Genomic DNA, 19,046 nt, shown 5'->3' with positions numbered 1-19,046 from the left:
ATTTAAAAAAGATGACCCCTGTTCAATACAGAGATCATCTTCTAGAGGCAGCCTAACCTCTTTTTTTAAATGTCCTTTACAAAGGGGATAGATTAGGACTGTCCTTCGCCTTTTAATTTATCCATTATTGATTAGAGAACGCTTATCGTAAAGCTTCTGTAAGTGACTCTATCATTTTTTGATAATTTACTTTCTGACCCGTCCATTTTTCAATTGAAAGGGCATTTTGAGAGGCCAGCATTTTTATACCGTTCTGTGTATTCGCTCCATTTTTGCGAGCTTGTTTTAATATTTGCGTTTCTAGAGGGTTATAAATGATATCCGAAACAAATGCACCTTTTTTTAATTGAGTGATGTTAATAGGTGATTGATCTACGTCCGGCCACATCCCAATAGAGGTTGTTTGAATAATGATATCGTACTGATCCTGGTTAATTTCTGCTTCTTCAAGAGAGATAACTCTTGTATGTCTATGATTTGCCCCTAACTCTTTTAGTGCTTCAGCTTTCTCAAGCGTCCTATTAGCAAGATCTATATGTACATCTTCAAATTGAGATAGCGTATAAAAAATGGATTGGGCAGCACCGCCTGCGCCTAAAATAAGTATATGTTCCTTCTGTAAGCTTGGTCTGTTCATGTCTTCTAATAAAGCTTTAAGACAGGCTTCTCCATCAAAGTTGAACCCAACATATTTTCCGTCTATGAGTTGTACAACATTGACTGCCTTCTTTTTTTCGGCTATCGGGTCAACTTCATCGAGAAAAGGGATAACTTTTGCTTTAAAGGGTACCGTTACCATAAACCCTTTGATGCCAATCGCTTTCATGCCTTTAATAGCGGTCTCTAAATCTTCATGCTCTACGTGAAAAGCTTGAAAATGCGCATTGATTTCATGTAATGCATAAGCTTCATTTTGAATTAAGGGTGACAAAGAGTGCGCTATCGGATTTCCTATTACCCCAAATAATTCCTTCATTTATATCCCTCGCAATCAAAGTAATCGTTCCTTAAAATTCTTCTTGATTCCAAACAACCAATTTCATTTCCGTCATTTCTTCAATCGTATATTTTAACCCTTCACGTGCATTACCGCTTTCTTTCACTCCCCCATAGGGCATTTGATCTACTCGATATGTTGGAATATCATTAATCATAACCCCACCTACTTCAAGTCGCTTAGAAGCCTGCATGGCCGTATGGATATCCTTTGTAAAAATTCCCGCCTGTAGTCCAAATCTTGAATCATTGATGTAGTCGATTCCTTCAGATACATTTTTAATAGGATTAATCGTGACAATCGGCGCAAACACTTCTTGGCAGGATACTTTTGAATCGGATGCTACACCAACTATGGCAGTCGGTAACAAAACATTATTCTCAATCCGACCACCCGAAATGATCTGTCCACCATCACTAACCGCTTCATCAATCCAAGTTTTTGCTCGTTCCTGTTCTTTTCTGGAAATGAGAGATGATAAATCTGTGTTTTCATCTAACGGATCTCCCAATACAAGTTTCTCTGTCGCCGCTTTGAATTTTTCCGTGAATGCCTCAAATGAATTTTCATGAATATAAATCCTTTGAAGGGAGATACAAATTTGTCCTTGGTTAGAGAAAGCTCCTATTACGCATCTGGGAATTATTTCATCCAGATTCACTCCCTCATCGATTATAAGACCGGCATTAGAGCCCAGTTCTAATGCCACCTTCTTTAAACCAGCCTTCGTCCTGATACCAATTCCCACTTCTGGACTACCAGTAAAAGTAACCATATTGACCTTATCACTCGTTACTAATCTCTCTCCAACTAAACTTCCACTGCCACTCACCACATTAAAGGAACCCTTTGGTATGCCCGCTTCTTCCAATAACTCAGCAAGAAAATAAGCTGACAAAGGCGTTTGAGAAGCTGGCTTTAATACAATCGTATTACCAGCTGCAATGGCAGGGCCCACTTTATGAGCAACTAAATTCATCGGAAAATTGAATGGTGTAATGGCAGCGACGACACCGATAGGCACCCTTAATGTATATCCCAGTCTGTTTGCGCCATTTCTAGCAGCATCCAAAGGAATCATTTCACCATGAATGCGTTTGGCTTCTTCTGCTGCGAATTTATACGTTTCAATCGTTCTGTCTACTTCTCCTAAAGAGAATTTTAATGGTTTTGAAGATTCCAAGGAAATGATTTGAGCGGCCTTTAATCTATTTTCCTTCAACAAGCCAACTAATTTTTCTAGTATGTCAGCTTTTTCATAAGCTGTTAACTTTGCCATCACTTCTCGATTATTATAAGCAGCATCGATAGCTGCATCCACTTCTTTTTCTGATGCTTGAGGGATCTCGGCAATTTTCTCTTGTGAATAAGGAGAAACCAAATCTGCATATTGTTCAGATTCGATCCATTCACCATTGATAAATAGTTTCTTTTTCAATCCAGCTCACACTCCTTCTCTTTTTCACTTACCTTCCTAAAACCCCACCGTCTACAGGAATTAATGTGCCTGTCACATAATCAGAAGCAGGAGCCGCTAAAAATAAGGCTACACCAGCAACATCCTCAGGTGTTCCCCATCTTTTAGCAGGAATTCTTGCTTCTACTTGTGCCCCTCTCACTGGATCATTCATTAAATCCGTATTCATCGTAGTTAACATATAGCCAGGTGCGATGGCATTCACTTGAATCCCATACTCAGCCCACTCGTTTGATAGGGACTTTGTTAATTGTAAAACGGCACCCTTGCTAGTAGAATACGCAGCCGCATTAAAACCACCTATTACAGAAAGAATGGATCCCATATTAACGATTTTTCCTGAACCCTGCTTCTTCATTTCTAATGCAGCTAATCTAGATAATTCAAAAACGGCCGTTACATTCAGACCCAGAATTCTATTCCAACTTTCGAGCGAAAACTCAAAAGCGGGTTTTCTTTCAATTAATCCAGCACTGTTAATTAAAATATCAACTGTTCCGCCTAATTTCTCTAAGGCTTCTTTAAACGACTCTCTTAAACTTTCCAAGTCTAATAAATTCCCTTTAATAGCATGGATTTGACCTTGATTGGCTTCTAATTTGCTAGAAATAAGAGATAGCTCATCAGAAATATCTATTACTGCAATTTCTACACCCGCATTGTGAAAAGCTTCTACCATTGAAAATCCTAAGCCTTGAGCCCCACCAGTTATAATGGCTTTTTTACCCTTTAAATCAAACATATGCTCACCTTCCCATTAAGAATGAATTCCTTTTCCAATTAGTATATTTGCGGATTCCATTAATACCTCTGAGAGAGAGGGATGCGGTTGTACCATTTGTGCAAGTTCATCCACTGTTCCTTCTAAATACATAAAAGCTGATGATTGGCTAATCATTTCAGTGACATGAGCGCCTACCATAACAACGCCTACTATTTCCCCATATTTCTCATCAATCATCACTTTAGAAAATCCTTCTGTTTCACCCATTGCGAGAGCCTTTCCATTTCCTGAAAAGGAATATTTATTTACCTTATACGAGATATTTTTTTCTTTAAGTTCAACTTCACTCATTCCAACACTAGCTACTTGCGGGTTTGTATAAATACAACGAGGCATCACTTTATCATTCATTTTTACTTTTTCTTCATCTAAATTTTCAACAGCCGTTATTCCTTCAGCACTCGCTACATGCGCTAATTGCAGACCTCCGATAACATCTCCTACAGCAAAATAACCTTTTTTGCTCGTTTCCAGATAATCATTTACTGCGATATGTTCACCATTCATTGTAAGATTCAGTTCAGAAACACTTGAAAGATTAGGTTTACGGCCAACCGCTAGAAGTATTTCATCTGCTATTAAGGTCTCTGTTTTACCTTGTGGTGTGACAATGGATAATGTTTTTTGGTTAGTACTTTCTTTAATCGATGTCACTTGATATTTCGTTAAAACCTTAATGCCTTTCTTCTTTAAACTCTTGTGTAAAGTTTTCGCAGCATCTTCATCTTCTGTTGATATGATTCTTTCACCGAGTTCAACAATCGTGACCTTCGTTTTCAAACTAGCAAATATATTAGCAAACTCAACCCCTATGACACCTCCACCTACGATCACAATGGATTGAGGGATCTCTGTAATATCAAAAATAGTATCTGTTGTGTGAAAATCAACGGAATGAAGGCCATCAATTGGCGGTACGAAAGGATGGCTGCCTGTTGCAATAATGATTTTTTCCCCAGTAATTTGTTTCGTTTCATTTTCTGTTTGAATCGTTACTTTTTTTTCAGCGTGAATGGTCCCATATCCGTTGTATACATCGATTTTCCCCATACTTAATAAATGTTCGATTCCACTTCTCAGGGTTGTAATCACCTGATCTTTACGCGCAAACATTTCTTTCAATGAAAAGCTTACATTTTCCGTTTTAATTCCCCAGTTTTTTGCTTTTTCAATTTCTTCTATAATTTGTGCATGTTTTAATAAAGTTTTTGAAGGAATACAGCCTCTATTCAAACATGTACCACCTAAATGACCGGCTTCCACAAGTGCTGTCCGTTTACCCTTTTTGGCAGCTCTAATTGCGGCAACATATCCGCCTGGACCACCACCAACAATTACTACATCGTAAGAAGTCATTCTGACACCACCTTATATCATTAATTTGAATGGATTTTCTAGTACATCTTTTAAATCAGTCAAGAATGCTGCTGCAGGAGCGCCATCAATAATTCGGTGGTCAAAAGATAAGCTTAAGCTCATCATTGATCGAATGGCTATTTCCCCATTCACGATGACTGGCTTTTTCTGAATGCGCCCTACCCCTAGAATAGCTGCATTGGGACTATTAATAATCGGTGTGAATCCATCAACGGCATACATGCCTAAATTGCTGATTGTAAAAGTGCTACCTTGCATATCATCAAGAGAAAGTTGTCCCTCCCGGGCTTGTTTTCCAATACTTTTAGCTTCTTTTGTAAGAGTGGCTAGTCCTTTTTTATCAACATCTCTAAGAACGGGAACGACTAAACCATCTGGAACTGCCACAGCCATGCCGATATTTATATGTGAATGGTAGACAATCTCTTTTTCCTCTAAAGATATATTGATGCTTGGATTTTGTTTTAAAGCAAATGCTGTTGCTTTAATTAAGATTTCATTGAAAGATATTCTTAAACCTTCCGATTTTTCAATAACTGGCAATAAGTCTTGACGAAGAGATACACTATTACTCATATCAATTTCTGATAAGAGGGTTACATGTGGATATGTATAGGCACTTTCAGAAATTCTATCCGCTATGACTTTACGCATGCCTTTAAATGGCACTCGTTTATCGATCAGATTTGTATTCGAAATCTCAACCTTTTCACTTGCCCCATTTGATGAAACTAGATCTTCTTTGAGGATTTTTCCATGTAAACCTGATCCAGTCATATCGGTATAATTAATCCCCTGATCAATAGCGATTTTCTTCGCTAATGGTGTGATTTTCTTAGCCTGCTTCTCTATGAATCTTTCAACGTCCATTTTATGAATACGTCCAAGCTGACCTGATCCCACAATGTCCTTTAAATTTACTTGATGTTCGATCGCAAGCTTTCTTGCTGCAGGCGTTCTTCTGATTTTATTTTCATGGATGGACTGCTCTTCTTTAATCGTTTCTTTTTCAGGGGACATATGTTTCTCTTCTACAGGTTGATGAGAATCATGTGGCGACTGTTTTTCTAATCCTTCTACGCTCTCGCCTTCTTCACCTATATAAGAAATGATTTCATGTACCTTTACGACTGAGCCAGCATCATATAATGTTTTCAACAAAACACCCGTTGTCTCTGCTTCAATCTCCATCACTATTTTATCCGTTTGAATCTCAGCAATGGGATCTCCTTCTTCAATCATTTCTCCAATTTGGACTAACCAAGAGACAATTGTTCCTTCTTCCATTGTTGCGCCAAGTTTAGGCATGACTACTTCTGATGCCATCATGACACCTCCTTACTTATTCATTAATTTTCTGCACTCTTGAACAATGTCATTTACCTGTGGAACCGCTGCCTTTTCTAATTCTGGATTATATGGAATAGGCGTAGCAACACCACCTAAGCGTCTAATTGGAGCATCCAAGAAATCAAATGCATCACTTTCCGCAATCATACTCGCAATTTCCGCACCATATCCGCCTCTTTTTACCGCTTCATATACCACCAAGACTCGACTTGTTTTCTTAACGGAGTTTAAAATGGTTTCTGTGTCTAACGGCACTAAAGTACGAGGGTCAATCACTTCCACGTTAATCCCCTCTTTTTCAAGTTCTTCAGCTGCTTCAAGTGCTCGATTGACCATGATAGCTGTCGCTACGATTGTGATATCCGTACCTTCCTTTTTGATATCCGCTTGTCCTAATGGGATTTCATAGTTTTCTTCTGGCACGTCTCCTTTGGTATTGTAAAGAAGTTTATGCTCATAGAATAGAACGGGATTATCATCTTTAATCGCTGCCTTCATTAGCCCTTTTGCATCATAAGCATTTGAAGGCTGAACAACCTTTAAGCCGGGAACATGTGTCATCCACGCTTCTAAACTTTGTGAATGTTGTGCAGCAAATCCCGCACCAGAACCACCTGGGAGCCTAATAACCACAGGAACTTTAGCTTTTCCCCCAAACATATATCGCGTTTTAGCAGCTTGGTTAACAATATTATCAGTAGCTATCATAATGAAATCAGAAAACTGAAGTTCTAAAATAGGCCTCATTCCTGTCATAGCTGCACCAACCGCACATCCACTAATGGCGGCCTCAGAAATAGGGGTATTTCTTACCCGTTCCGGACCAAATTCCTCGATCATACCATTAGTCAATCCGAAAGCTCCTCCATAAATCCCGATATCTTCTCCCATAATAAAAACATCATTATCTTTGCGCATTTCTTGACTCATTGATTCTCTAATCGCTTCTAAATAAGTAATTTCTCTCACACTATTCATCACCTTTCTATTATGCATAAATGTCTGTTACTAACGTATCTAAACCTGGCTCCTTACTACTCTCAGCAAATTCAACCGCTTCATCCATTTCAGCTTGAACTTTTTTATCCAACTCGATAAATTCTTCTTCTGTCAGCATGTTTTCTTCGATTAATCGCTCTTTAAATAAAGCAATGGGATCTCTCGTTTTCTTCCATTCTTTTTCTTCGTCCCTTGTTCTATATTTCCTTGCATCACTTCGTGAATGACCTCTCCATCTATAAGTGTGGGCTTCAATTAACGTCGGACCTTCGCCCTTTCTTGCTCTTTCAACTGCTTTCTCTGTTGCTTTCACAACTTCTAATACATCGTTTCCATCAATCGTCTCGCTAGGGATTCCATAGGCTGTGCCTCGGTCTGCAATATTTTCAATATTCGTCATTTCTTTAATCGATCCTGACATACCATATAAGTTATTTTCACAGAAAAAAACAACGGGTAGGTTCCATATTGACGCTAGGTTAAGTGATTCATGGAACGCTCCTTCATTTGTCGAACCGTCTCCAAAGAAACACACGACCACATAGCCTAAATCTTTCATTTTTGAGGTTAACGCTGCACCTGTCGCTAAAGGTAGACCCGCTGCAACAATACCATTCGCACCTAAATTACCTACATCTAAGTCAGCAATGTGCATCGAACCTCCCTTTCCTTTACAATAGCCTGTTTCTTTTCCAAGTAATTCAGCCATCATTCCTTTGACTTTTGTTCCTTTTGCAATACTGTGGCCATGACCACGGTGAGTACTTGTGATTTTATCTTCGTCTGTCAACGGTACACATGCACCCACCGCTGTCGCTTCTTGCCCAATACATAAATGCATCGTTCCATGGATCTTTCCTTGTTGAAATAATTTTTCAACTGTTTCTTCAAAACTTCTTATTACCATCATGTCGTATAACATCGTTTTCAACTTAACTGGTGAAAAAGAAGTTTTCTCTATTAATTTAGACATATACTTACCTCCTAGATTTTTAAGAAAGTACTCTCACTATTATTAATGCAAGTTACGTGCCAACTTTAAAACGCTTTCTTTTTCATATTATTTCTATTTTTCTATTATAAAATGATGTATAATCGATTAAATCGATGCAATATGTCATCGTTTTAGTTGCTAACGATGCAAGGAGGTAGGTTTATGGAGAACATTCTGTCTAAAATCAACATCATCGGTGTCCTTATATTAAATAAACAAGGCGAAATATTATTTTCAAATTCAATAGCCAAAAAATACAACTACTATTTCGATACGATTATCGAGTCAACTTTGAAAGGTGCTGAATCCTTCAGCTTGATTCATTACCCAGCTGAAATTACTACTTTTATAAACAACAAACAACTTATTGTTTTAATTAATCCCATGAATGAGTTGGTGAGATTAAAAAAAGAAAAAGAATCTTTACAGGATTTAAGAAATGAATTAAATGAGGTTATTAATTCCTCTTTTGATGGGATAGTTATAAGCGATAAAGACGGAATCATCATTCATCAAAATCCCTCTTATGAACAAATTACAGGTTTATCCGCAAAAGATTGTATTGGTAGAAGTTTAAAAGAACTTGAAGATGAAGGAATCATCGATGTTTCTGCTTCTTTAAAAGCTTTAAGAGATGATAAAGAGGCCACCATTATCCAGAAAATCAGTACAGGAGCCACCGTTCTGGTGTCGGCGGCGCCGATTCGAAATCATAAAGGTGAAATTGAGAAAGTCGTCAACAATGTAAGAGACTTAACCCATCTAAATGCGCTTGAATCTGAAATCCAGCAATTAGAACAACAAAACCAGCAAATTCACGAAGAATTAGAGTTATTAAAAGAACAAAATGATCCGAAACTTTCCATTATTGCTCATTCAGATATCATGAAAGATGTATTAGATCGAGCATTAAGAGTCGCTCATATAGATTCCGGAGTTCTTATTCAAGGTGCCTCAGGGGTAGGTAAGGAGAAGGTCGTTGAATTAATCCATCGCCATAGTTTTAGAAAAGATTATCCTCTAATCAAAATTAATTGTGGGGCGCTACCAGAAGCATTATTAGAATCGGAATTGTTCGGCTATGAATCTGGTTCTTTCACAGGTGCCAACCAAAAAGGAAAAGCGGGGTTATTTGAAGCAGGTAATCACGGAACTATCTTTTTGGATGAGATCGGTGAAATGCCACTCCTATTACAGGTGAAATTATTACGAGTTTTACAAGAACATGAAATCACACGTGTAGGGGGAACAAAACCAATCCCTGTTGATATTCGAATTATTGCGGCAACACATCGTGATCTATCCAAAATGATAACTAATGGTCAATTTAGAGAAGATTTATATTATCGGTTAAATGTCATCCCTATTAAAATACCTTCTTTGAAAGAAAGAAAAGCAGACATTATTCCACTAATTTATCATTTCTTACATACCATTAACCATAAGTATGGCATTAACCGCAAATTCTCCAACGATACTTTAAATGCCTTCATAAATTATGACTGGCCAGGAAATGTACGTGAATTACAAAATTTAATCGAGAGAATTGCCTTAATGAGTATGAATCCCGAAATAACTATTGATGATTTACAAAAAGAATTACAGTTTAATGATGGTTTACAATTCAATGTAGATCCTGCACCTTTTGAGTCGACTTCGGACAGTCAAGATCAGGAGCCATTAAAGAATCGCTTAGAAGCCTATGAAACAGAGATCATTAGAAACGCCATCAATCGTTTCCCAAGCATTCGAAAAGCGGCAACCGCATTGAAAGTTGACCAATCAACGCTAGTAAGAAAAATGCAAAAATATAAGATTGATAAAACCGAATAGTTTGCATCCCTCTTCATTGAGCACCTAAAAAAACGAGAATCGTCATTAAGACGATTCTCGTTTTTTTAACCTCCTAATAAATTCGGAAGAAATAACGTAATGGAAGGCACGTAAGTAATGATCAGCAAGACAATGAGTAAGGCCCCAAAAATGGGTGCTACATATTTAAACGTTCTTTCAAATGGAACTTTAGCGATATTACTTCCTATGAACAAATTAATTCCTAATGGTGGTGTAATTAATCCTAAACTTAAATTCAAACATACAATCATACCAAAATGAATCGGATCAATACCTAAAGGAATGACAATTGGAAGCAATAATGGCACAAAAATTAATACAGCTGCTACTGTTTCCATAAACATACCAACAATAAGTAAGAAAATATTAATTAATAGTAAAATGATTAATGGACTCGTCGTCCAACTTGCTAATGTATCAGCTAAAAATTGCGGTATTCTCTCAATCGATAATATTTGGCCAAAAAATGATGCAGCACTTACAAAGATTAAAACGGAACCCGATGTATGAGCTGATTTTAAAAATATCCCAATAAAATCATTGAATTTTATTTCTTTATAGAAGAAAATACAGATAATCAAACTATAGACAACGGCAACAACCGCTGCTTCAGTAGGCGTTACTATCCCTCCGTAAATGCCACCCAATATTAAAATGGGTGCTAGCAGGGCCCACTTCGCTTCATTTAGTGCTTTCCAAAATCCTACCTTTTCTTTTGCCACTAAAGCAACTTTTAAAGAACCGAAACCTTCTTTTTTACAAATAAAATAGTTAACTATTAATAATGCAATCGCAACTAAAATACCAGGAACAATACCCGAAATAAATAGATCGCTTATTGAAGTATTCGACATGACTGCATAGAGAATGAAGACAATACTAGGTGGAACAATCGGCCCCAATGCGCCTGCACTTGCAGAAATAGAAGCTGCATACCCAGGTGCGTATCCGCTTTTTAACATATAAGGTATAAGAATGGCACCGATACTTGCTACAGTAGCCGCTCCAGATCCAGAAATAGCGGCAAATATAAAACTAGCGATTATTGTAATAATGCCTAAGCTCCCCGTTAATGATCCAACAATACTTTGAATGAAATCTACTAACCTTCTTGCCATGCCTCCCCTGCTCATAATATCACCTGCTAGAATGAAAAATGGGATGGCGATTAACGGAAATGAATCCATGGAACTAAACGAAGTCTGAATAAATAATGATAATGGAACAGACCCTTCAATTAATACGACCAAAAGACTTGCAGCCGCTAATGCGATTGCAATTGGCACATTAAATAAAACGAGAATCACCAATATGCCAAATAGCATTAATGTTACTGTACCCATCGAGCCCACCCCTTTCTACTGTTCAATATCTTGAACCTCTGGATTAGTAATCTCTTTAAATAACTGAATGATTAACCTTAGGCTCATGAGCAAATATCCTATTGGAATACCTAAATAGACAATCCCTTTCGCCAATCCCAATGAAGGTGAATTTCCGCCAACATCCAACATTGTAAAGGAATAGTTAAACCCTACATAGGTAATCACAATCGAGAATATTAACCAAATAAGCAGTCCGATTTTTTTAATCGTTGGTTGTGCCTTTTTAGGAAATATGGTTAATGCCACCTCAACCTTAATATGAGATTGGGTAGCCGTTACATAGGCTGCACTAATAAATGTAAGCCAAATAAATAAATATCTCGTTAATTCTTCTATCCAGATAAATGAAGAACCAAAAATGTATCTTGCCACAACTTCTGTAAACATCAGTACCGTCATAATGACCAGTAATAACACACAAAATAATCCCTCTAACGAATAATCCACTTTCTCTTCATTCATAATCTCACCTCAAATTTCTATTATTGAGTTCTACTATTAGTTGATAACTAATTTTTCCCCAAAATATTTCGAGCCATTTCATAGTTTTCAATACCGACTTTATCAATATTATTATCGATAGCTGGCTGAACAGCTTCTTTGAATGCTTCCAGCTCTTTTGGCGTCAACTCCACGACTTCAACACCATCTTCTTGCATCCCGATGATCGCATTCTTTTCAGCTTCCACAGCCAGTTCTCTCGCATATTTAATTTGCTCTTCTGCCGCTTTATTGACAACCGCCTTCATTTCATCAGTTAAGCCATCGTAAAACTCCTTATTCATCATCATGATATGTGGCAATGGGAAATGTCTTGTTAGGGTCAAATGATTCGCCACTTCATAAAACTTATCACCGTAAATTAAAGGTGTGGTAGTCTGCACACCATCAATCGTTCCTTGCTGCAAAGAAGTGAAGATTTCACCATATGAAATGGGTGTAGGGTTCGCTCCCATTGCTGCTATCGTTCCTGATTGAAGTGGCGTTGTTGTACTTCTGATTTTTAATCCCTTTAAATCTGAAGGTTTACGTACCTTATGGTTGTCATTTGCAATGGCAAATGAACCGATACTAAATGCACCCAGATAATAAGCATTTGAATTCTCTTCTAGACTGCTTTTTAAAATATCCCCATACTTACCATCTACTAACGTATACATTTCATCTTCATTAGAAAATAAGAATGGTACATCAAAAATATTATAGGCAGGTATTTGAGCATTGCTCGCTACTACGAACGCTGCATTTGTTACAATATCCAATACACCAGTTTGAAGCATTTCATACTCAATATCTTCTGAAGTCGTTAAGGTGCCACTGTTATAAATTTGAACTTCAATTTGCCCATTACTTTCTGCTTCAGCAACCTCTTTAAATTTTTCATAGCCAATATTCAAAAAATTGTCGGCTGCTACTAAATTCGCCATTCTGATCACTACTTTTTCGCCTTCAGAACCGACTGTCCCATCTACTGCCTGGGCGTTACATCCTGAAAGAATCAACATAATAGCAACCAACGATAGAAAGATTGATTTCACCTTCAAATTCATCACAATTACCTCCTTTATCTACCTAAAAATCCGCCATCAACCGGAATGATAACACCGTTAATATAATCTGATTTACTTGAAGCAAGAAATTGTACGATTCCTGCAAGTTCTTCTGGGTTGCCAAATCGACCTGCAGGAATACGACTTACTAATGATGCAAGTCTTTCTTCATCCTCCAGAATGAACTTATTTAATTCTGTATTGTAATAGCCCGGTGCAATGGCATTCACATTAATCCCCTCTTTTGCCCACTCATTTGATAAGGATTTAGTCATTTGTGCGACCGCTCCTTTACTAGTGGAATAAGCAGATGCATTAAAACCTCCTTGTGTTGCTAATACGGATGCTATATTGATGATTTTCCCTTTTCCTTTCTTTTTCATAATCTGACCTGAAAGTTTGCATAGTTGGAAGACAGCCGTTACGTTGACATCCATCACCCGCTGAAAATCTTCCACTAATAAGTCGGCTGCTGGCATTGGTTTATGAATGCCGGCATTATTGACTAAAATATCTAATTCTTCATCTAACCTTTCAATAGCTTGATTAAAAACATCAAGAATTTGATTTTGCTGAGATAAATCCACATGTAATCCTTCTACTTGATAGCCTTTCTGCCTCAAATCTTCTACCACTTGATTCAAATTCGGTGAAATATCCAAGATACATACTTTTACTCCATATTCACATAGCCCTTCAGCTATCGCTAAACCTAAACCTTGTGCTGCTCCCGTTACAATGGCCTTTTTATTGTTCAACCCTTTCATTGCTTTTTCCTCCCCTATGTATTCGCTTACAATTAAGACCTAACATCTCAGTTGCGTTTTTCCATTAACTCAATGATATAGCCATCTGGATCAAACATATAAACAGCCTTTGAGCCTTTATTTGCACCGGCTGTAATCGTAGCCACCTTTTTAGACTTGAATTTAATCCCTATCGCCTTCAATTCTTCAAACATCTCTTCCAAATTTTCAACACGTAAACAAATATGCCCTGTTCCATAATCACACGGTCGTGCACTGCCTGAATAAGTATCAATGCCCACATATTCTAAAATTTCAATGACTTGGCCTCCGGGAATTTGAACGAAAGCGATCTTAATCTCTTTTAATCCAGGAATTTCAACAATATCAAATATATAGTCACTATTCGCAACTTGAGTTGATAAAAGTTCAAAGCCTAATGTGTCCACATAAAAATCAAGAGCATTTTCTAAGTTTTTTACAGTGATACCACTATGAATAAATCCAACTATCTTACCTTTATTCATTTTCACCCTCCTCTTTATTCGTTTTCTAAATTATACATAATGCAAAATCCGTGCCAACTTTTCTCTATTGATAAAACACTATTAAAACACTTTCTTATATATTTTTTGATGCGTTTTTACAATAGTGATGCAATAATAACACGAAAAAACTGCTGAATTTTAATCATTTTGCAGTTTTTTCATTAGCGATAGACTTGTATGTACGAAATCCATTTCTGATGTTGGTACTAAAAAGCAAAGTAACGTTCTGCACTGTCACATTCTCAATAAATTTGATACTCTCAATACCATATCATTCCAAACATAGACCTTTCCTACCCATTACTTTCTATAAGACTCCCAATATATTTGAGAACAAATCTTTTTCCATACGTTGTATAAGGTGTAAAAGCTTTTACAAAAAAATAAGGGGAATCATTACATGAAGTCTACTGATGAAAATTTTATACAACGCCTGCAGCGACAAGAAGAAGAAGCATTAGAATTTATAATTGATACCTATTTGCCATTGATCAAGGGGGTCACATATAAAATTCTCTCCCCCCTCAAGAACGACGGAATTATTGAAGAATGTATCAATGATATTTTCCTTTCAATCTGGAATCATTCGAAAAAATTCCATGGAGATAAAACGGATTTCAGAAAATGGATTTGTGCGATTGCTAAGTTTAAATCGATTGATTACTACAGAAAAGCTACGAAGAAAATGGAGCATACATCAAGTTATACCGAAGTAGATTCAGAAAAATCTGCAGAAGACGAACTGATTATTTTGGAAGACAGAAAAGAACTACTTCAGTTAATCGATCTTTTAGAGCCTGTAGATCGGGATATTTTTATCATGAAGTACTTTCTAGGTTTGAAAAGTGAGGATATATCAATAAAACTCGGGTTGACCAAAGCCTCGATAGACAATCGAATTTATAGAGGGAAAAAGAAGCTGAGTCAAAAAGCTACGAATCTTAAAGTAGGAGGCAGCATAGTATGAAGGATATTTATGAACTGTTAAATGATATAGACATAGATGAAACAGAATTTGAGGAAATGGAAGTCACAGAGCTAGAAAAAGCTAAAGTTAAAAGAACTCTCAAAAAATCAATAAGCAAGAAGAAGAAAATGAAGGCTTGGCAAAAGAAAGTGGTTGCCGCTTCGATTATATTCGGATTATCCACCGCTACGATTGGATTCTCGTTCACAGCATCTGCTAAAGGCATTCCTTTGATAGGAGATATTTTTAGCTTCTTAAGTAATGGGAAAACTGGTCTCTATGATGAAATAGATACAAAGAATAGTGGAAAGGGTCTTTATGGAGATTATAAGGCCTACTCCACCGAAATTGGCCTTACCGAAGAAAGCAATGGCCTTACTTTCACGATAAATGACGCCATTTATGATGGAAAAACAGTAACCATCACTTATACTATTGAAAGCGAAGAAGATTTAGGTGACGGATCACTCTATATTCCCGGCCCGAATATAAAAGAAATGAAAGCCCAAGCAGGGTCGGATGGAATTACAAAAGTAGCTGATAAAAAATATGTAGGCTTATTAACGGCTAGTAACTTAGAAGATCTTAAAGAAGATAAGGTAAATATAGACTGGGATATAAACAGCATTAGTATTACCGACATGAATAAAGAGATAAAAGGAAATTGGAACTTTGCCTTCTCTTTACAGGCAACCGAAAGTAACGAGAAGGTTATCAATAAAAGTGTAGATCAATATGGAGTTAAGGTCTCCGTTGAAAAAATCGCGATATCACCGATGTCATTTGTCGTTCATTACAATCAAGAAGTTTCCGACTTGGTTAAAAACAAGTGGGATGAGGTTTATGTTGAATTGACCATTAAAGATGACTTAGGAAATGTGTATGCTGGTGAAGGCAACGGAGGAATGGGTTTCGGTTCTTATAATATGAGCTGGAGTAAAACCTTCCAAAAAATTGATCAGAACGCTACGAAACTGATTGCAACTCCTCATTTGTCGTTACGTAATTTCATTTCAGAGAACCATGGGGAAGTAACCATAACAGAAGATGGTGAAGAAAAGGTGTCATCCTTCCCATCAAAACCAAGTAGTGCTCCCAAAGAGTTGGTATTGGATGATATCGTGATTGATTTGAAGAAGTAATAATTTTATCTATGAGAGGCATACTTAACCCTTAATCCGAGAGTGGAGAAAGGTTATGTATACCTCTCTTTTTTGTGACCTCTTATTCAGGGCGTGAATATGGATAAATACATAATTCATTCTCCAAGTCAAAAATAAATAATTTTCTTCTGGTAAATTAATAAAAGATGAGGTATTATAATTTCAGATATCAATTAATCTTATTTGGTTAATCGGAATTAGGGAGGGAAATATATGATTGGTTATGTATTTTTAAATCTTGCCATTATGCTCGTTCTTTTAGGCGTTTTATTTTATATGAATAAGAAACATGTTTCTTTTACAAAAAGGGTCTTTACTGGACTTGGATTAGGGGTTGTATTCGGTCTTCTTTTGCAGTATTTTTATGAACCTCAGTCAGAAGCGATTATTAAATCAGTCGATTGGTTTAACATTGTAGGTTCAGGCTATGTTAAGTTTCTGCAAATGATTGTTATGCCGCTTGTTTTCATCTCTATCTTGTCCGCATTTACAAGATTGAAACTAACTAGCAATATTGGAAAAATCAGTGTCTTGATTATCGGAATCCTGCTTGGAACGACTGCGATTGCAGCAGCCGTGGGGATTACATCAGCAACTGTGTTCAATTTAGAAGCCGTTCAAATTGAGCAAGGAGATGCAGAGTTAAGCCGTGGGGATCAAATAACGGAAACATACGGTACCATTCAAGATAAAACGATGCCGCAACAAATCCTTGAATTGATTCCGTCAAATCCGTTTCTGGATTTAACGGGAGCCCGTCCGACTTCAACTATTTCTGTTGTGATTTTTGCTGCATTTCTTGGGATTGCCTATTTAGGGGTCAAAAGAAAGCAGCCTGAACATGCTGAATTTTTTGCTAAAATAGTAGATACATTGCACAGCATCATCATGCGCGTGGTAACGTTAATTCTACGTTTAACACCTTACGGAATCTTAGCGATCATGACTAAGACGGTAGCGACAAGTGATCTGGAGGCTATCCTGAAATTAGGGAAATTTGTAGGAGCCTCTTATGCCGCCCTAATTGTCATGTTCATTATTCATTTATTATTGCTGATGCTTGCCGGACTGAGTCCAGTGGTATATTTGAGAAAAGCTTTCCCAGTATTATCGTTTGCCTTTACTTCAAGAACAAGTGCAGGAGCTCTGCCATTGAACATCCAAACACAGAAACAATTAGGGGTGTCTGAAGGAATTGCCAACTTTGCTGGATCGTTCGGTTTGTCGATTGGTCAAAACGGCTGTGCCGGCATCTATCCGGCCATGTTAGCGGTCATGATCGCTCCGACAGTGGGAATCGACCCACTTACGCCATCCTTTATAGCCATGTTAATTGCCATTGTAGCTATCAGCTCTTTCGGGGTTGCAGGCGTAGGTGGAGGAGCAACCTTTGCTGCTATTCTAGTATTGTCAGCGATGAACTTGCCGATTGCCTTGGCGGGACTTTTGATTTCCGTTGAGCCATTGATCGATATGGGAAGAACTGCTGTGAATGTCAGCGGAAGCATGACTTCAGGTATACTGACAAGTAAAATAACGGGTGACCTGGATAAGGAAAAATTCAGCGAAGAATCGTTAAAAGTAGAAGCTGAAATGTAAAAGCCAAAGCATCAATCTTCCTATTACAGTGAAGATTGATGCTTTTTTCATTAGCTGTAAAATGATTTTACTTAAGAAGCCTATATAAAATGCCACTGTAAGATATACTCTCCTAAGAGCTGATATCTTACAGTGGCATTTTTCTTGTAAACGGATCAAGGTATTTTCTCAAAAGACCTATAAATCCGTATTTTTTATTTCTTTTTTTATTTGTCTCCCTGCATAATGATTATTTTGATAGGCTGATAGCGCTTGGAACATATACTGTATCGAAACATACACCCCACATGCAAGGAGTATTCCTGCTAGTACATCTAAAACAGCATGCTGTTTCGTAAATAGCGTGGATAAGATAATCAGTATTCCAAATGAAGTGACACTAGCATACTCCCATTTATGCTGGTCTTTCCGTTTATACACAACGATCATCATAATAACTGTTGTCAGTACATGAATACTTGGTAAACAGTTAACAGGTTGATCATGACTATAAACAAATCGAACTAAATTGGCAAAGATATCGTTCCCCACCACTTCTGGACGTGGTACGGTCGTTTGCCAAAAACAATATACAATAAAACAGAGAAGTTTTCCGCTAATCAAACTACCTAATGCAACAAAATATTGCTTGAGGTCAACAAAACAGTAATAAATCATCAATCCATATATATACGGTTGCCAAAGTAAATAAGGAACGACAAATTCTTTAATGAAGGGAATCTCCCCATCTATTAGAGTCGTAACTTCGACAGCATGACCTGTTGATTGATTGATGATCGAGTAAATAGAACTAGTAAGTACCAAAAGTAATAAATAACATAATGGGTGAATAGAGAAAATAGAATTGTTTTTCATGCCCGCTCCAGCTTTCAATATATTGGTTATTTCCCAAAGATTATTATACAACATATAGCACTCAATTGGACTCATAACATGCTAGATTTAATGATTCCCAGGAACTATTAAATGGATATCTTTTACTCCTTCTAATAATAGACCTTCTCAAGATAAAAAAAGCCATGGTATGTGAATATATACCACGGCTCAGTTTGTAGACAAAAGATGTTCTATCTAAATTTTATAACAAAGTTGATTGGAGCGGAAGGTGCGAGACTCCTGCGGGAAAAGCACGTCTAGGGGAGACCCCGCAGGCGCAAGCCGAGGAGGCTCCCGGACCGCCCGCGGAAAGCGAGTGCCCTACGTTCCAATCAACGTTCAAATTGTACAAGCCATAAAAAAACTGTAGGCAAACTCGA

General features: G+C 37.3%; 17 protein-coding genes. 4 read left to right on the top strand and 13 right to left on the bottom strand.

Going from position 1 to position 19,046, the window contains the following annotated elements; all coding sequences use genetic code 11:
• Positions 1-142: 142 nt before the first annotated feature.
• From aroE to ACQKMR_RS21115, 7 genes are read right to left on the bottom strand one after another with little or no spacing between them, the layout of a single operon-like run.
• Positions 143-976, bottom strand: a complete 834-nt coding sequence (gene aroE, locus ACQKMR_RS21145) for a shikimate dehydrogenase (protein WP_427699083.1) — start codon at positions 974-976, stop codon at positions 143-145.
• Positions 977-1,007: 31 nt separating this feature from the next.
• Positions 1,008-2,435, bottom strand: a complete 1,428-nt coding sequence (locus ACQKMR_RS21140; RefSeq protein ID WP_427699082.1) for an aldehyde dehydrogenase family protein — start codon at positions 2,433-2,435, stop codon at positions 1,008-1,010.
• 28 nt (positions 2,436-2,463) lie between these two features.
• Positions 2,464-3,216 carry an SDR family NAD(P)-dependent oxidoreductase gene (locus ACQKMR_RS21135; protein WP_427699081.1) on the bottom strand — a complete coding sequence of 251 codons (753 nt, stop codon included), beginning with the start codon at positions 3,214-3,216 and terminating at the stop codon, positions 2,464-2,466.
• Positions 3,217-3,231: 15 nt separating this feature from the next.
• Entirely contained in the window at positions 3,232-4,614 is a 1,383-nt protein-coding gene (gene lpdA / locus ACQKMR_RS21130) for a dihydrolipoyl dehydrogenase (protein WP_427699080.1), read from the bottom strand.
• Positions 4,615-4,626: 12 nt separating this feature from the next.
• The gene (locus ACQKMR_RS21125) at positions 4,627-5,961 is read right to left on the bottom strand and encodes a dihydrolipoamide acetyltransferase family protein (RefSeq protein WP_427699079.1); all 1,335 of its coding nucleotides are present in this window, start codon (positions 5,959-5,961) and stop codon (positions 4,627-4,629) included.
• Between the two features lie 12 nt (positions 5,962-5,973).
• Positions 5,974-6,954 carry an alpha-ketoacid dehydrogenase subunit beta gene (locus ACQKMR_RS21120; RefSeq protein WP_427699078.1) on the bottom strand — a complete coding sequence of 327 codons (981 nt, stop codon included), beginning with the start codon at positions 6,952-6,954 and terminating at the stop codon, positions 5,974-5,976.
• Between the two features lie 19 nt (positions 6,955-6,973).
• On the bottom strand, positions 6,974-7,957 hold the full coding sequence (locus tag ACQKMR_RS21115; protein WP_427699077.1) for a thiamine pyrophosphate-dependent dehydrogenase E1 component subunit alpha: 984 nt from the start codon (positions 7,955-7,957) through the stop codon (positions 6,974-6,976).
• A gap of 183 nt (positions 7,958-8,140) precedes the next feature.
• On the opposite strand from ACQKMR_RS21115, the gene ACQKMR_RS21110 reads away from it, so the two are divergent.
• Positions 8,141-9,811: a sigma-54 interaction domain-containing protein gene (locus ACQKMR_RS21110; protein ID WP_427699076.1), complete on the top strand. Its 1,671-nt coding sequence runs from the start codon at positions 8,141-8,143 to the stop codon at positions 9,809-9,811.
• A 65-nt stretch (positions 9,812-9,876) separates the two neighbouring features.
• Here ACQKMR_RS21110 and ACQKMR_RS21105 read toward each other — a convergent pair whose 3' ends face one another.
• The 5 genes from ACQKMR_RS21105 to ACQKMR_RS21085 are packed head-to-tail and all read right to left on the bottom strand — an operon-like array spanning position 9,877 to position 14,040.
• Positions 9,877-11,175 carry a TRAP transporter large permease gene (locus ACQKMR_RS21105; RefSeq protein ID WP_427699075.1) on the bottom strand — a complete coding sequence of 433 codons (1,299 nt, stop codon included), beginning with the start codon at positions 11,173-11,175 and terminating at the stop codon, positions 9,877-9,879.
• A 15-nt stretch (positions 11,176-11,190) separates the two neighbouring features.
• Positions 11,191-11,679: a TRAP transporter small permease gene (locus ACQKMR_RS21100; protein WP_427699074.1), complete on the bottom strand. Its 489-nt coding sequence runs from the start codon at positions 11,677-11,679 to the stop codon at positions 11,191-11,193.
• 47 nt (positions 11,680-11,726) lie between these two features.
• Positions 11,727-12,767 (bottom strand): TRAP transporter substrate-binding protein, encoded by a 1,041-nt coding sequence (locus ACQKMR_RS21095; RefSeq protein ID WP_427699073.1) that lies wholly within the window; start codon positions 12,765-12,767, stop codon positions 11,727-11,729.
• Between the two features lie 14 nt (positions 12,768-12,781).
• A complete protein-coding gene (locus ACQKMR_RS21090) occupies positions 12,782-13,534 on the bottom strand; it encodes an SDR family NAD(P)-dependent oxidoreductase (protein ID WP_427699072.1) in 753 nt (250 codons plus the stop codon).
• Between the two features lie 47 nt (positions 13,535-13,581).
• The gene (locus ACQKMR_RS21085; protein ID WP_427699071.1) at positions 13,582-14,040 is read right to left on the bottom strand and encodes a VOC family protein; all 459 of its coding nucleotides are present in this window, start codon (positions 14,038-14,040) and stop codon (positions 13,582-13,584) included.
• A gap of 421 nt (positions 14,041-14,461) precedes the next feature.
• Between ACQKMR_RS21085 and ACQKMR_RS21080 the strand changes: the two genes are divergently transcribed.
• The 3 genes from ACQKMR_RS21080 to ACQKMR_RS21070 all read left to right on the top strand — a co-directional run bounded on the left by ACQKMR_RS21080 (position 14,462) and on the right by ACQKMR_RS21070 (position 17,790).
• Positions 14,462-15,028 (top strand): sigma-70 family RNA polymerase sigma factor, encoded by a 567-nt coding sequence (locus ACQKMR_RS21080; RefSeq protein WP_427699070.1) that lies wholly within the window; start codon positions 14,462-14,464, stop codon positions 15,026-15,028.
• Complete coding sequence (locus ACQKMR_RS21075) at positions 15,025-16,170, top strand: DUF4179 domain-containing protein (RefSeq protein WP_427699069.1); 1,146 nt, start codon at positions 15,025-15,027, stop codon at positions 16,168-16,170. The genes ACQKMR_RS21080 and ACQKMR_RS21075 overlap by 4 nt, the downstream gene beginning before the upstream one ends.
• A 234-nt stretch (positions 16,171-16,404) precedes the next feature.
• Positions 16,405-17,790, top strand: coding sequence for an L-cystine transporter (locus ACQKMR_RS21070; protein WP_427699068.1), 1,386 nt, complete (start codon positions 16,405-16,407; stop codon positions 17,788-17,790).
• A gap of 177 nt (positions 17,791-17,967) precedes the next feature.
• Here ACQKMR_RS21070 and ACQKMR_RS21065 read toward each other — a convergent pair whose 3' ends face one another.
• Complete coding sequence (locus tag ACQKMR_RS21065; RefSeq protein ID WP_427699067.1) at positions 17,968-18,645, bottom strand: phosphatase PAP2 family protein; 678 nt, start codon at positions 18,643-18,645, stop codon at positions 17,968-17,970.
• Positions 18,646-19,046: the final 401 nt, after the last annotated feature.

Origin of the sequence: Peribacillus sp. NPDC096540, from assembly GCF_050278525.1 — a bacterium.
Classification (GTDB): Bacteria; Bacillota; Bacilli; order Bacillales; family DSM-1321; genus Peribacillus.
The sequence above is the reverse complement of the archived record's forward strand: the minus strand, read 5'-3'. Positions and strand labels throughout refer to the sequence as shown.